The organism is Micromonospora sp. NPDC047620, assembly GCF_043205005.1.
GTDB lineage: Bacteria > Actinomycetota > Actinomycetes > Mycobacteriales > Micromonosporaceae > Micromonospora.
Map to the genome: position 1 here is coordinate 272,230 of NZ_JBIDDG010000003.1, position 12,855 is coordinate 285,084.

Annotated in this window: 11 protein-coding genes; 3 read left to right on the forward strand and 8 right to left on the reverse strand. The window is 71.8% G+C overall.

Features of this window, described 5'->3' with window-relative positions; all coding sequences use genetic code 11:
- Window positions 1-47: 47 nt before the first annotated feature.
- Both ACGF5C_RS05450 and ACGF5C_RS05455 read right to left on the reverse strand, forming a co-directional pair.
- On the reverse strand, window positions 48-1,373 hold the full coding sequence (locus ACGF5C_RS05450) for an alkaline phosphatase PhoX (protein WP_393296913.1): 1,326 nt from the start codon (window positions 1,371-1,373) through the stop codon (window positions 48-50).
- A 183-nt stretch (window positions 1,374-1,556) separates the two neighbouring features.
- Entirely contained in the window at window positions 1,557-2,273 is a 717-nt protein-coding gene (locus ACGF5C_RS05455; RefSeq protein WP_393296915.1) for a TetR/AcrR family transcriptional regulator, read from the reverse strand.
- A 113-nt stretch (window positions 2,274-2,386) separates the two neighbouring features.
- Here ACGF5C_RS05455 and ACGF5C_RS05460 point away from each other — a divergent pair, with 113 nt between their 5' ends.
- Window positions 2,387-3,370, forward strand: coding sequence for an NAD(P)-dependent alcohol dehydrogenase (locus ACGF5C_RS05460; RefSeq protein ID WP_393296917.1), 984 nt, complete (start codon window positions 2,387-2,389; stop codon window positions 3,368-3,370).
- Window positions 3,371-3,489: 119 nt separating this feature from the next.
- On the opposite strand, the gene ACGF5C_RS05465 is transcribed toward ACGF5C_RS05460, so the two are convergent.
- The 5 genes from ACGF5C_RS05465 to ACGF5C_RS05485 form a co-directional block, all read right to left on the reverse strand.
- Window positions 3,490-4,116 (reverse strand): response regulator, encoded by a 627-nt coding sequence (locus ACGF5C_RS05465; protein ID WP_393296919.1) that lies wholly within the window; start codon window positions 4,114-4,116, stop codon window positions 3,490-3,492.
- Complete coding sequence (locus ACGF5C_RS05470; protein ID WP_393296921.1) at window positions 4,113-5,387, reverse strand: sensor histidine kinase; 1,275 nt, start codon at window positions 5,385-5,387, stop codon at window positions 4,113-4,115. Before ACGF5C_RS05470 ends, ACGF5C_RS05465 begins: the two co-directional genes overlap by 4 nt.
- A gap of 4 nt (window positions 5,388-5,391) precedes the next feature.
- The gene (locus tag ACGF5C_RS05475; RefSeq protein ID WP_393296923.1) at window positions 5,392-5,841 is read right to left on the reverse strand and encodes an ABA4-like family protein; all 450 of its coding nucleotides are present in this window, start codon (window positions 5,839-5,841) and stop codon (window positions 5,392-5,394) included.
- Window positions 5,838-6,767, reverse strand: coding sequence for a hypothetical protein (locus ACGF5C_RS05480; RefSeq protein ID WP_393296925.1), 930 nt, complete (start codon window positions 6,765-6,767; stop codon window positions 5,838-5,840). The genes ACGF5C_RS05475 and ACGF5C_RS05480 overlap by 4 nt, the downstream gene beginning before the upstream one ends.
- 168 nt (window positions 6,768-6,935) lie before the next feature.
- On the reverse strand, window positions 6,936-9,383 hold the full coding sequence (locus tag ACGF5C_RS05485) for a hypothetical protein (RefSeq protein ID WP_393296927.1): 2,448 nt from the start codon (window positions 9,381-9,383) through the stop codon (window positions 6,936-6,938).
- 280 nt (window positions 9,384-9,663) lie between these two features.
- On the opposite strand from ACGF5C_RS05485, the gene ACGF5C_RS05490 reads away from it, so the two are divergent.
- Both ACGF5C_RS05490 and ACGF5C_RS05495 read left to right on the forward strand, forming a co-directional pair.
- Entirely contained in the window at window positions 9,664-10,587 is a 924-nt protein-coding gene (locus ACGF5C_RS05490) for an ROK family protein (protein WP_393296929.1), read from the forward strand.
- Entirely contained in the window at window positions 10,584-11,285 is a 702-nt protein-coding gene (locus tag ACGF5C_RS05495; protein ID WP_393296931.1) for an N-acetylmannosamine-6-phosphate 2-epimerase, read from the forward strand. Before ACGF5C_RS05490 ends, ACGF5C_RS05495 begins: the two co-directional genes overlap by 4 nt.
- A 150-nt stretch (window positions 11,286-11,435) precedes the next feature.
- Here the strand turns inward: ACGF5C_RS05495 and ACGF5C_RS05500 are convergent, their stop codons facing one another.
- On the reverse strand, window positions 11,436-12,845 hold the full coding sequence (locus ACGF5C_RS05500) for an ABC transporter substrate-binding protein (RefSeq protein ID WP_393296933.1): 1,410 nt from the start codon (window positions 12,843-12,845) through the stop codon (window positions 11,436-11,438).
- Window positions 12,846-12,855 lie beyond the last annotated feature (10 nt).

Sequence of the window (12,855 nt, forward strand, 5' to 3'; positions counted from 1 at the left end):
GGACAACCCCCCGTGCGGCTACCCGCCTTTCCGGCGCGATCAGCGCATCAGAGCGAACCGTTGCGCCAGGGTCCCGTGATGGCGAACGTGATACCGGGACTCTGCGCGTTGACGAACATCCAGTTGCCGTTCTTCGGATCGAAGGTCGACCCGGCCCACTCGGAACCGGCGTAGTCGCCGGGGGCGACCGACTTGCCGGGGACTCCGCCGGCCGGGATCACGACCTGGTTCAGCGCGATCGGGAAGATCTCGCCGTCGGTGGTCAGGCCGTGCAGGTATTCGCCCTCGCTGCCGTCCTCGCAGAGCACGATGCCACCGCGCGGGCTGACGCAGATGTTGTCGGGGTTGTTCAGCACGCTGGCATCCGGCGACGCGAAGAGCACTCGCATCGTCTCGGCCTGCGGGTCGTACTCGAAGACCTGGCCCTGGCCCTTCGGCCCGCCGCTGGTGGACACGATGTAGACCCGGTCGTTGCCGTACCAGGCGCCCTCGAGCCGCTTGAACACGGCGGCGCCGAGTGCGGCGCCCTGCACCGCCGGGCGGGTCTCGCCCGGGGCGTAGTCGGGGTTGGGCACCGTGACCCAGGAGGTCCGGTACTCCACGCCGGTGCCGTCGGCGTAGGTCGAGTACGAAGATCCGTCCGGGGTCTGCACGACGAGCATCTGCAGTTCGCCGCCGGCGGACAACTCGCCGGCCTTGTTGGGCAGGTAGCGGTAGAAGCCGGACGGGGTGGCGTCCTCGGTCAGGTAGACGATCCCCGTCCTCGGGTCGACCGCGACCGCCTCGTGGCTGAACCGTCCCATCGCCCTGATGGGACGGGGGTCACCCTTGCGGTCGTAGGGGACCTCGAAGACGTACCCGTGGCGAGTGCCGTCCGGGGCGATCTCGGTGGTCTCCTCGCAGGTCAGCCAGGTGCCCCAGGGCGTCGGCCCACCAGCGCAGTTGCGGATCGTGCCGGACAGGCTGCCCCAGGACTCGAGGAACTTGCCGTTCTCCGGGTCGAACACCAGGTTGGAGGTGCCGCCACCGGCCGCCGGGTTGTACGCCGGTGTCGTGAACGCGCCGGTGTAGCCGCCACGCTCGTGGTTGCGGACCAGCGCGATCTTGCCGTCCGGGCGGCGGAACGCGGCCATCCCGTCGTGCGAACCCGGGGTTGCCACGCCGTCCGACATCAGGTCGCCGGTCCAGCCGTAGGTGATGTACTCGAAGCCCTTGGGCAGGGCCAGCAACTCCAGACCCGTGGTGTGGTCCTTGGTCGGGTAGAGCGGACCGTAGTCGGGGCTGGACGGGCGCTTGCTCATCGGTGCCGCGCCGGCGGTACGCGCACCGAGAGCTTCCAGGGGGCCGAGCGCGGCGAGTGCGGCTGCGGTCACGAGGCTACGCTTGAGAAGGCCGCGACGGGCCAGACCCGGATCGATGTGCTCTGTCATGGATGTTCTTCCTCTCACGTCAAGTCGCGAGCACGCTATCGACGGCGGGTCACGCCCACGCCCAACGAGTCGAGAACCATGTGTGAATTGCTGGCTTTGCCAGCCGAGCCAGAACCGCTGACCGTCTCACCGGGGTCGGCGCGACGACGTCCAGCCTTGCTGGTGCAGCCGTTCGATGCCGTCCAGCAGCAGGTCCAGCGCGAACTCGAACTCGAACTGGTCGTCGCAGCCCTGCCCCACGACCGACGCGTCGTCGTGGGATGCCGCCCCGGCGATTTCGGCCAGGTGCGGGAATCGGGCCGCGGCCTCCGGTGGTAGGCCAGCCGGCGGGTCTGGGTCGGTGATGCCGGACCGGCCGGCGCGCCGGGAGGCGTCGAACAGTTCCTGGCTGAACCCCAGGATCCGGCTGCCCATCGCGTGCATCACGTGGTGGGCGAGGTCGGCGGAGAACCCGCCGGCCCGCAACGTCCCGACCACCGAGTCGAGGTAGGCGAGGATGGCTGGCGTCGCCATGTTCCGCGACTCGATCGCGAGCGGCGCCCAGGGGTGGCGCCGCAGCACCTGCCGCGCCGAGAGGATGCGCCCGCGGACCACGTGCTTCCAGTCGCCGTCGGACACCGGCGGATCGATCTCGCCGACGACCACGTCGATCATGCCGTCGAGCAGTTCGTCTTTGTTGGCCACGTGCTTGTAGAGGGCCATCGGCACGACGCCCAGATCTTGGGCGAGGTTGCGCATGCTGAGGGACTCGATCCCGGCCTCGTCGGCGAGCGCGACGGCGGCGCGCAGGACGCGGGTCCTGCTCAGCGGCGTCCGGCGCAGCGTGTCAGCCTGCTCAGCCATCTCGGTCCTCGTCTTCCGGCGACGGTTGAAACCATAACCGCCTTGACGGGTGTACGGCGTACACCTACGCTGCTTCCATTGGGTGTACGCCGTACACCATGAGGGGAGGGAAGATGAAAGCGATCGTCCAGGACCGGTACGGCCCGCCGGAGACGCTCACGCTCGCGGACGTCGACGCGCCGGTGCCGGCCGCCGACGAGGTGCTCGTGCGGGTCGAGGCCGCCGCGCTCAACGCGTACGACTGGCACGCCATGCGTGGCGATCCACGGATGGCGCGGTTGGCCATGGGCCGATCGAGGCCCCGGGCGCGCATCCGTGGCCGCGACTTCGCCGGCCGGGTCGAGGCCGTCGGCACCCACGTTCGACAGGTGCGCCCGGGTGACGCCGTCTTCGGTGACCTCGGCGACGCCAACGGCGCGTTCGCCGAGTACGTATGCGTGCCCGAGACCCTGGTCGCGCCGAAGCCGGCGAACCTGACGCCGCAGCAGGCAGCCGCCCTGCCGCTGGCCGGTGTCACCGCGCTCATGGGACTGTGCGACGTCGGGCAGGTCGAGCCCGGCCACCGCGTTCTCGTCAACGGCGCCTCCGGCGGCGTCGGCACCCTGGCTGTCCAACTGGCCAAGGCGCTCGGCGCGACCGTGACCGGGGTGTGCAGCACCCGCAACATCGACCTGGTTCGCTCCCTCGGCGCCGAACACGTCGTCGACTACACCCGTGACGACTTCACCCGCGACGCCCGCCGCCACGACGTCGTGTTCGACCTGGTCGGCAACCGCTCACTGACCGCGCTCCGGCGGGCGCTGACCCCGACCGGGACGCTGGTGCTCTCCGGCGGCGGCGTGTACCGCGGCGGCAGCCTCATCGGACCGATCTGGCTCCTCGCGCGCGGGCGGCTGCTGGCGCCCTTCGTTCGACACCGCATCGTCACCCTCACAACGGCACCCAGCCGGCAGCACCTCGACACGCTCCGCGCCCACGCCGAGACCGGCCGTCTCACCCCGGTCATCGACCGGACCTATCCGCTCCACGAGGTGCCCCAAGCCATCCGCTACCTCGAAGGTGAACACGCGCGGGCCAAAGTGGTCATCACCATCTGACGCACTGGCTGGCGAGGTCGCTTCAGGTCGTGCCCTCACCAGGGAATGAGGTCGTCCACGCCGTGGTGGGCCCTCGGACCGCACGGCGACGCGTGTCGCTAAGGCGTGCCGGCCCTGACTCAGGCATCGCGGGCGAACAGGGCCAGGCGTACCCGGTTGGGGCTGCCGGTCTTGGTCATCAGGCTGGTGATGTGGGTCTTGACCGTGGTGACGCCGATGTGGAGCCGTTCGGCGATCTCCGTGTTGGAGAAACCCTCGGCGACCAGGTTCAGCACGTCCTGCTCCCGGGCGGTCAGCCCCTCGACCGGCCGAGGCGTCTCGGCGCGGGCGTGCACCGCGCGTTGCACGAGGCGCCGCAGCACCTCCTGGCTGAACGGGCTGTCACCGGCGGCAGCCCGGCGGACGCCGTCCAGCAGGTCGGCGGGGGGTGCGTCCTTGAGCAGGAATCCGCAGGCGCCAGCGGTCAGGGCCGGGTAGAGGTGGTCGTCGTCGCCGAACGTGGTCAGTACCACGACGCGGGTGGCGGGGCGGTCGGCGAGGATGCGGCTGGTCGCGGTGATCCCGTCGACGCCGGGCATGCGCAGGTCCATGACGACGACGTCGGGAATGAGCCGCGCGGCGAGGAGGATCGCGTCGCGGCCGTTGTCGGCCTCGCCGACGACCTCGATATCGGTCTGGGCGTCGCAGAGCATGCGCAGGCCCGCGCGGATGAGGTGCTGGTCGTCGACCAGCAGGACGCGGATCACGCCGGCTCGGCCGTGCGCGGCCCCACCGGGGCCTCGCGTTCGTGCGGCACCGACAAGGCCGGCGTGGCGGCAGGGGAGTGGGGAGCGGGCGCCGGCGCGGTGGCCGCGGCCGGGAGGACGGTACGCACCCGCCAACCCGCGCCCGTCGGCCCGGCCTCCAACTGCCCACCGAGGACCTCGACGCGTTCGCGCATGCCGGTGACGCCGTGGCCCCCGATGGACGGCACCGGCGCCGGCACCCCGCCGCCCCCGTCGTCCGACACCTCCCAGTGGACGGCCCCGTCGACCACGCTGACCGACAGCCGGGCCAGCGCCGACGTGCCGGCGTGCTTGGCCACGTTGGTCAGCGCCTCCTGGGTCAGGCGCAACACCGCCAGACCCCGGACCGCGTCGAGCGAACCGATCGCCGGGTCGATGTCGGCCTCCACGGTTACGCCAGCCTGGCGGGCCCGGTCGACGGCCGCGCCGAGGGCGGCCGGAAGCGCCGACGGCTCGATCGCGGTCAGGGCCGCGTCGCCGCGTACGCCGTCGGGGTCGCGCAGGACCGCGACCAGCCGGCGCAGTTCGGCCAGGGCCGCGCTCCCCGTGCCGTGCACGTCGTCGAACACCTCGTGCACCCGTGGGTCCAGGTCGGTCAGCACGTGCCGCGCGACGCCGACCCGCAGCACCATCGACGCCACGTGGTGCGCGACCACGTCGTGCAGTTCCCGGGCGATGGCGCTGCGTTCGTCGGCGCGCGCGGCGCGGCTCTCCGACTCGCGCCGGCGCTGCTCCGCCGCCGCCCGCTCCTGCGCCTGTCGGGCGAGTTCCCGGGTGGTCCGGATGACCAGGCCGAGCAGCAGCGGGACGCCGACCTCCACCAGCAGCCCGAAGACGCCGGAGAGGACCCGTCGGAACGGGTCGCCGATCGAGTCGGTCAGGTCGACCACGGTCAGCAGCCCGGCGGCCAGCCAGATGGTCCGCGGTCGGCGCGCCCGCATGGTCAGCTCGAGCAACGCCCAGCTGGCGCCCACCTGGTTGATCGTGATGTCGTCGATCAGGCCGATCGCCACCGCCAGCAGGGCGGCCTGCACCACCAGGTTCACCAGGGGCCGGCGGTGCAGCACCAGCGCGCCGGCGCACGCGGCCACGGCCAGGATCCATTGCCTGGCGGGCGGCGTGTTTCCGCTGGCCGGGTTGCCGAGGACCAGGTAGCCGATGCCGCTCAGGTCGAGTAGCACCATCCGCACGAGCGTGTCGCGCGCGTCGAACAGCCGCCCCACCCACCTCACGGCGTCAGCCTAGGCGCTGCGGGTCGGGGCGGGATACCTTGCTCGCCCACCTGGTCCGGACGCCCAGGTAGGCGGCCAGGCCGAGCGGCCCGAGCAGGATCGTCAGCACCAGCACCGGCGCCATGACCAGTGACGGGACACCGCGTTCCCGGCTGTCGAGCCACGCCCACCGGCCGACGAACAGGTCGAAAGCGATCATGTGCGCCCAGGCCGCCGCCGCGCCGTCGTCGGTGCCCAGCAGGTCGCGTATGCCGGCCAGGGTCGGGGACGCGACGGCCGGCAGCACCTCGGCGAGCGCCGGGATCACCAGCATCGCGTAGATCGCCAGGACCGGCGCCACGATCAGCGGCGACCTGATGACCCGGCCGGTCACGGACCAGTGCGGCAGCAGGATCATCAGCGCCCAGAACGGCGTGGCCACCGCGAACGTCAGGGTGAACAGCGTCCCGGTCATGCGGCCAGCACCAGCTCCGGTCGGCGCCGACGGGCCGCCACCACGCCGGCGCTGGAGGCGGTGGCCACCACCAGGGCCGCCGCGGCGGTCAGGGTGAGCGCGTCCGGCCGCAGCAGCGGCTGCCCGCGCAGCGCCTGCCAGGTGAGCAGGAGCGTGAGCGCGCCGTACGCGACGGCGGCGACGACCAGCAGCCGCGCCCGGGTGCGCTCGTCGAGTCGCGTGCCGGCGAACCGGGCCAGCAGCATGGCCAGGATCGGCAGCGCCTGCAACGCGTGCAGCCCCACGAAGTGCCCGATCCGCAGGTCCCCACCGGTGGTGCTCCACCCGACCAGCGGCAGCCCCGGCCCGCCGTCCGGCACGCCCACGCTGTGCGCCCCGGCGACCCCCTCGATGCTCTGGGCCTGGTCGGGCAGCGCCATCGGTATCGCCACCAGCATGCCGAGCAGCGTAAGGCCGAGTGCCCACCCGATCGCGGTCTTGCCGGCCCGGTTCGCGATCGGCTGCCGGAGCAGCACGATCCCGATGACGACGTGGGCGGCGAACAGCACCATGATCGTCGCACCCATCAGCTGCCACAGGGTGGCGTTCAGCGGACTGGTCTCGTTGAAGTGGCTGGTCGTGCCGCGCAGCACCTGCCCGACGATGATCGCCATCTCCACCACGCCCATGGCGACGACGACGGTGGCCGCCCACTCCGCGATCCGGCTGCGGCGCGGCAGCAGGGAGAGCATCCAGGCCAGGGTGGTGCCGTAGAGCACGAAGGACACCGAGAACTTGAACGGCTTGAGCCAGATCGGCACGCCGGTGAGGACCCGCGGATCGGCGACGATGCCGACCGCGGAGACGACGGCGAGGACGGCCATCGCCCAGACGAAGATCATCAGTGGGCGGTTCCACTGTGCGGCCCGACGAAGTGTGGTTGTCATACCGGTAGATGCTGGTGCGAGGCCTGGCTGACTTCGCCCGACCTCAAGCCCGGGTTACGGCCGACGGTCGGAGCGCGTCTCCTCCCTGGGGAGGAGACGCGTCTCCCGAGCCTCGCGGGCGTCCAGCCCATCCTGGCAGCCCGCCGGCCGCCGCGGGACCATGCGAGATCAGAGCTGGGCGCACTGCCCCTGCACGGGGCCGGTCACCTCGTTCGGCTGACCGTCGTCCTGCGGCGCCGGATCGTTGCCGGTGCAGCGCAGGGGGCCCTCGATGACGTTGCCCGCCAGAACCGACGGCCCTCGTCCGTCGACCACGGTCACCGGCCCCGCCACCGACGAGTCGACCAGCCTGAAGTCACCGGTGGTGCCAGTGGCGGAGAGCGGCCCGACCACCGAGCTGTCCCGTACGGTCACGCCGGCGGCCCGCTGGGCCACCACCGGTCCCTCGATGGTGCTGTCCCGGACCACCAGCGCCGCCCCGTCGCCCACCGAAACCTGCCCGGACACCGTGGCGTCCCGCAGGCAGGTGGTCCCCGTCGTGACGTCGAGCGGCCCCGCGTACCTGCCACTGACGACGCGGCTGCACACCGCGGGAAGCGCGAAGTTCCACCGGTACAGGCGGGACACCCGGCCGTAGTAGAGGTTGCCGTCGCCGCCCTTGGTGAGGAAGGCCACCCGGCCGGCGGCCAGCTCGACGGCGTTCCACGTCGCCGGGTCGATCCGCCAGAGGCTGTCGGACACCGACGCGTAGAAGAAGCCGTCGTCGGCGAGGACGAGACCCCGCTCGTGGCCGTACATCGTCGTCTCGTTCGGGAAGAGCCGCTCGGACCTGGTGACCGTGCGGGTCGCCGGATCGAAGGTGAACAACGTGCCGTCGGACAGGCCCCAGATGGTGCCGGCCGGGTCGACGACCAGCGCGTTCACGGCCGAGCCGCCGGGCGCGGGAACCACGCGCTCGACCACCTGCCGGGTCTGCGGATCGAACACGAACAGTTCGGCCTCGGTGGCGGTCGGCTCGATGCCGTACCCGCCGTTGACGGAGGTGCCGCCGTAGAGCAGTCCGTCGTGCTCGACCAGGCTGACCACGCTCTGCTGCGGCACGACGTCCCGGTAGGTCTGCACGGCACCGGTCGACGGCGTCCAGAAGCTCAGTGCGCCGCCGAGGCGCCCCGCGCGGGGGATGCTGCCGACGGCGACCGTGTCACCCAGGTCGACGAAGGCCTGCGCCCGCTGCTGCTCGTCGCCGAGGACTGCCCTGGGAGCCGGGTTGGATCCGTACGCCCACGGCCTGGTGGTGTCGTAGGAGAGCAGGTTGCCGTCCGGGTAGCGACCGTAGAGCAGGTGGTCGCCGCGGATTCCGAAACCCTCCACCTGTCCGGCGCCGGACAGCAGGGTCATGGAGTCGTCGGCCGGGTCGAAGCGCGCCATGCCGGGCGGGGACAGGAACCCGCCGATGTAGACCGATCCGTCCGGCCCGGCCCCCATCGCCTGGATCGGGTTGGGGGCGCCCTCCAGGTCCTGCTCGCCGATGTACCGGGTCAGCCGGGTCTGCGGGTTCCACAGGTAGACGCGGCCGTAGTAGTACGTCATCGACAGGGTCGGTCCGGGCCACGCCGGGTCGGCCAGGTCGACCCATTCCCAACTGCCCGGCAGCGCGTTCGGCTTCCAACCGACCGGCGTGTAGGCGTGGGTCTGGAGGTCGTACCGGACGATGCCGTCGGCCACCATGCGGAAGTAGACGTACCGGCCCGTGGCATCGGTCTCGGAGACCATCCGACCGGAGATCGCGGGGACGATGTTCACGACGACCCCGTCGCTGAGGCGGTAGACGAGCAGGTCACTGGAGTGGTCGAGCCGGATGAACAGGTATCCCCCGGCGAGGGTGAGGTCGTAGACGGCCTCCTCGTCCGCGTACTGCGCGGGCAGCGCGATCGGCCGCACCTCGCCGGTGGCGCGGTCGAAGCGGGCCAGCTTCGCGTTCGGTTTGGTGCCGAAGTAGACGTACCGGTCGTCGATTGCGAGCGCCTGGCCGTAGGTCTCCCCGGGGGCGATCTGACCGTGATCGGTGAACCGCTTCGTGGCGGGGTCGTAGGAGAAGAGCTTTCCGCTGGGGTACGTCCCGCCGTAGACGACGCCGTCCGGCGCCGCAGCCATCCGCCAGATCTGCTCGTCCGGGTACGGCACGCCCAGCGACGTGACCGAGGTGTCCCCGGGGGACCAGGTGTAGACGGCGCCGTTGGTCATGCCGAAGTAGACGGCGCCTTGCGGCCTGGCGAAGGTGACCGCCCAGCTACCGGTACCGGAGGGCAGTCGCTGGCCGAAGACCACCTTCCCCGACCGGATGTCCGTGACCTGGAACATCGCCGTGACCTCGCTGTTGCCGGCGGTCACCCAGTAGGCCTGTGGACGCCCCTGCTGGTCGACGCCCTGTGCCTGGTACTGCGAGAGCACCCGCGAGTTGATGGCGTGGCCCAGGTCCTGTTCCGCACCGACGATCGGGGCGGGAGCGGGCGGCGGGGCGGCGTTCACCGCGCCGCCGGCGGTGACGACGAGGAAGCCGGCGAGCAGCCCGCCGGCGGTGAGCAGGGCGGCGGAGCGCAGTCCTGTCCGTTTCATCGGTCTCCTTCACTGATCGATGGAGTGTGGCTCGAAACGTTGCGGCCAGGGCCGTAACTTGCCCAGGGCCGCCCCGGATCAAGAACCTCGACCAGCGCCGGCGGCGACGCGACGCCCTGCCGGACGCGGGCGGGTCGCAGCAGGCGGGCGGCGGGCACCCGATCCCGGTACATGCCTCTGATCCGCCGTAGCGTAGCTTGCGGTCTAGGCCGAAACCAGGGCTTACGAGAGTTCAACCAGGACGACACGACAATCACCGGTCACCCCGAGAAACGGAACCATGATCGACAGCTTCGCCACGGGGAACGCGGACGTCGCGTATCTCGGCATCGACATCGGGGGCACGAAGACGATCGCCCTGCTGCTCACCCCCGACGGGCAGGTGGCCGCCCGGGTCCAGGCCCCCACACCCGCCCGACACGGGCCGGCGATGGTGCTCGACACGGCCGCCGAACTGGCCGGGCGGCTCCTGGACGGCGGCCGGGTCGCGGGTGTCGGGGTGGGTGCCGCCGGCACACTGGATCCGGCCACCGGCACCGTCCGGTACGCCACGGACAGCCTGCCCGGCTGGGCCGGCACCAGGGTCGCCGACGAGTTGGGCGCCCGACTGGGCCGCCGGGTGCACGTCGACAACGATGTGAACGCCGCCGCGCTCGCGGAAGCGTGGACGGGCGCGGGGCGCGGCCGGGAGCACCTGCTCGTGCTCGCCGTCGGGACCGGCCTCGGCGGGGCTCTGATCCGGCGCGGCAGCCTCGAACGTGGCGCCCAGGGGGCGGCAGGCGAGGTCGCCCACCTGCCGGTACCCGGCGCGGAGCAGCTGCGCTGCGGCTGCGGGCGCCGCGGGCACCTGGAGGCCGTGGCGTCCGGCAGCGGGGTCGCCGCCGCCTACGCCCTGGCCGCCGGTGAGCAGGTGAGCGGGCGGGAGGTCGCCGCCCGGGCCGCAGCCGGCGATGCCGCCGCCCAGCGGGTGCTGGATCACGCCGGCGAGACGCTGGGCGCGGCCCTCGCCGGACTCGTCGCGCTGCTCGACCCGGAGGCGGTCGTCTTGGCCGGCGGCGCGGCGCCGGCGGTGCTGTCCGCGGCGACCCGCGCCTACCAGGCGGAAGTGCTACCGGCCTGGTCCCACGTACCGCTGCTGCCGTCGGCGCTCGGTGACACCGCCGTGGCGATCGGGGCAGCCCGAATGGCGATGGAGGACAGGTGACGGTCTTCGACGTCATGCGGGGTGGTCTGGTGGTGTCCTGCCAGCCGCTGCCCGACGAGCCCGACGACCCGATGCGGGACGCCTACGTGCAGGCCCGGGTGGCCGCCTCGGCCGCGGCGGGCGGTGCGGTGGCGATCCGCGCCAACGGGCCGGACGACATCGGGGCGATCCGCGCCGCCGTCGACGCGCCCGTGATCGGCCTGGTCAAACACGGCACCACCGGAGTGATGATCACCCCGACCCCGGCACACGCGGTGCAGGCCGCCACGGCCGGGGCGCACGTCGTGGCCGTCGACGCCACCGACCGGCCCCGCCCGGACGCGGGCAGCTTCGCCGACACGGTACGCGCGGTGCACTCGCGCACCGCCGCACTGGTGCTGGCCGACATCTCCACCCTGGCCGAGGGCCTGGCCGCGGTCGACGCCGGTGCCGACGCGGTGGCCACGACACTCTCCGGCTACACGCCGACCAGCCCGCCGACGGAGGGCCCCGACCTACGGCTCGTCGCCCAGCTCGCCGAGCGGCTGCAGGTGCCGGTGATCGCGGAGGGTCGCTACCGCACGGCGCAGCAGGTCCGGCAGGCCTTTGAGGCCGGGGCCCACGCCGTCGTCATGGGCAACGCCGTCACCTCACCACTGTGGATCACGCGGCGTCTGGTCGAGGCGACTCCCCGTGCCTGCGAGCGCCGTGGGCGGTAGCGCAGCCGGGTGCCGGCACCCGGGGTGACCCGGGCGGTGCCGGACGTGGCGAGGCGCCGCGCCCCCGCCCGAGCAGGCGACCGGCACCGAGAACGGGCCAGCGCCGTCGGAGCTGGCCCTTCCCCGTGACCCCCGGTGGTGGCGCGATGATCAGCTGACCGACTTGTTGTAACTGTCGATGGCGCCCTGCACGCTCGTCGCGGCGTCCTTCATGGCCTGGTCGGCCGGCTTGCTACCGACGATCGCCGCCTCCAGGCCGTCCTCGGACGCCTTGCGGGCCTGCGGCATCACGCCCAGCAGGCACCCGGCCGACGCGACCGACGGCGGCAGCGCGTGAAGCTGGTCGACCGCGGTGCGGAACTGGGGGAACTTCGCCATCCAGTCCTTGTCGATCTGCTCGTCGAGCGCCTTGGCGTTGATCGGCACGTACCCGGTGCTGGTGTGCCACTTGGCCTGCTGGACCGGGGTGGAGGCGAACTTCACGAACTCCCACGCGGCACGCTTCTCCTTCGCGCCGTGGCCGACGCCGTTGATCCACAGCGAGGCGCCACCGATGATCGGCCCGCCCGTGGACGAGCTGCTCACCTTCGGGTACGGGGCCGTGAGGACGGTGAACCTGCCCTTCGCGGCGTCGACGTAGCCGCGCAACACGCTGGTGGACTCCAGGTGCATGGCGACCGTGCCCGCCTTGAACGCCGCCTGGGCGTCGTCGGTCTTGCGGCCGGTGTTCGTCGCGTAGCCGCCCTTCACCAGGTCCGTCCACCACTGCGCGACACGCACGGCCGTCTCCTGGTCGAACTGCACCTTCGAGGCCAGGCCCGTACGCCCGTTGCCGTTGTCGCAGTACTCCTTGCCGTCGGTGGCCAGCAACTGCTCCAACAGCCACCCGTAGATGGCGGCGCCGAAGCCGTACTGGACCGTCTTGCCGCTGGCGTCCTTGACCGTCAGCTTCTTCGCCAGATCGCCGATCTCGGTGAGGTCCTTCGGTGGCTTCGTCGGGTCGAGGCCGACGCGCTCGAACGCCTCCTTGTTGAGGTAGAGCAGGGGAGTCGAGGAGTTGAACGGCATCGACCACATCTTGCCGTCAACGGAGTAGTAGCTGGCGATGTTCGGCTCGATGTCGGCCGCGTTGAAGCCGTCCTTCTCGATGAACCTGTGCATGGGCACGACCTGCTTGGAGTCGACCATGAAGCGGCTGCCGATGTCGTAGATCTGCACCAGGGCCGGTGTGCTCTTCTGCTGGACCGAGGCCTTGTACTTCGCGATCGTCTCGTCGTAGCTTCCCTGGAAGACCGCCTTGACCTCGACCTTGCCCCCACTCTGCGCGTTGAAGTCGGCGACGAGCTGGTCGACGGCGGTGGCGTTGGCCCCCTTCATCGCATGCCAGAACTCGATCGTGGTCTTGTCCGTGGCCTTCTCCAGCACCTCGGCACCGGGGGCGTCGAGCGCGTCACCGCCGCTGTCGGTGCCGGATCCGGAGTCGCCGCAGGCCGTGAGCGCGGCGGCGGCCACGAGGGCGACGAGCGCCGCTGTGGTCCGGCGGAGCCGAGGTCTTCTCATTGGTTCTCTC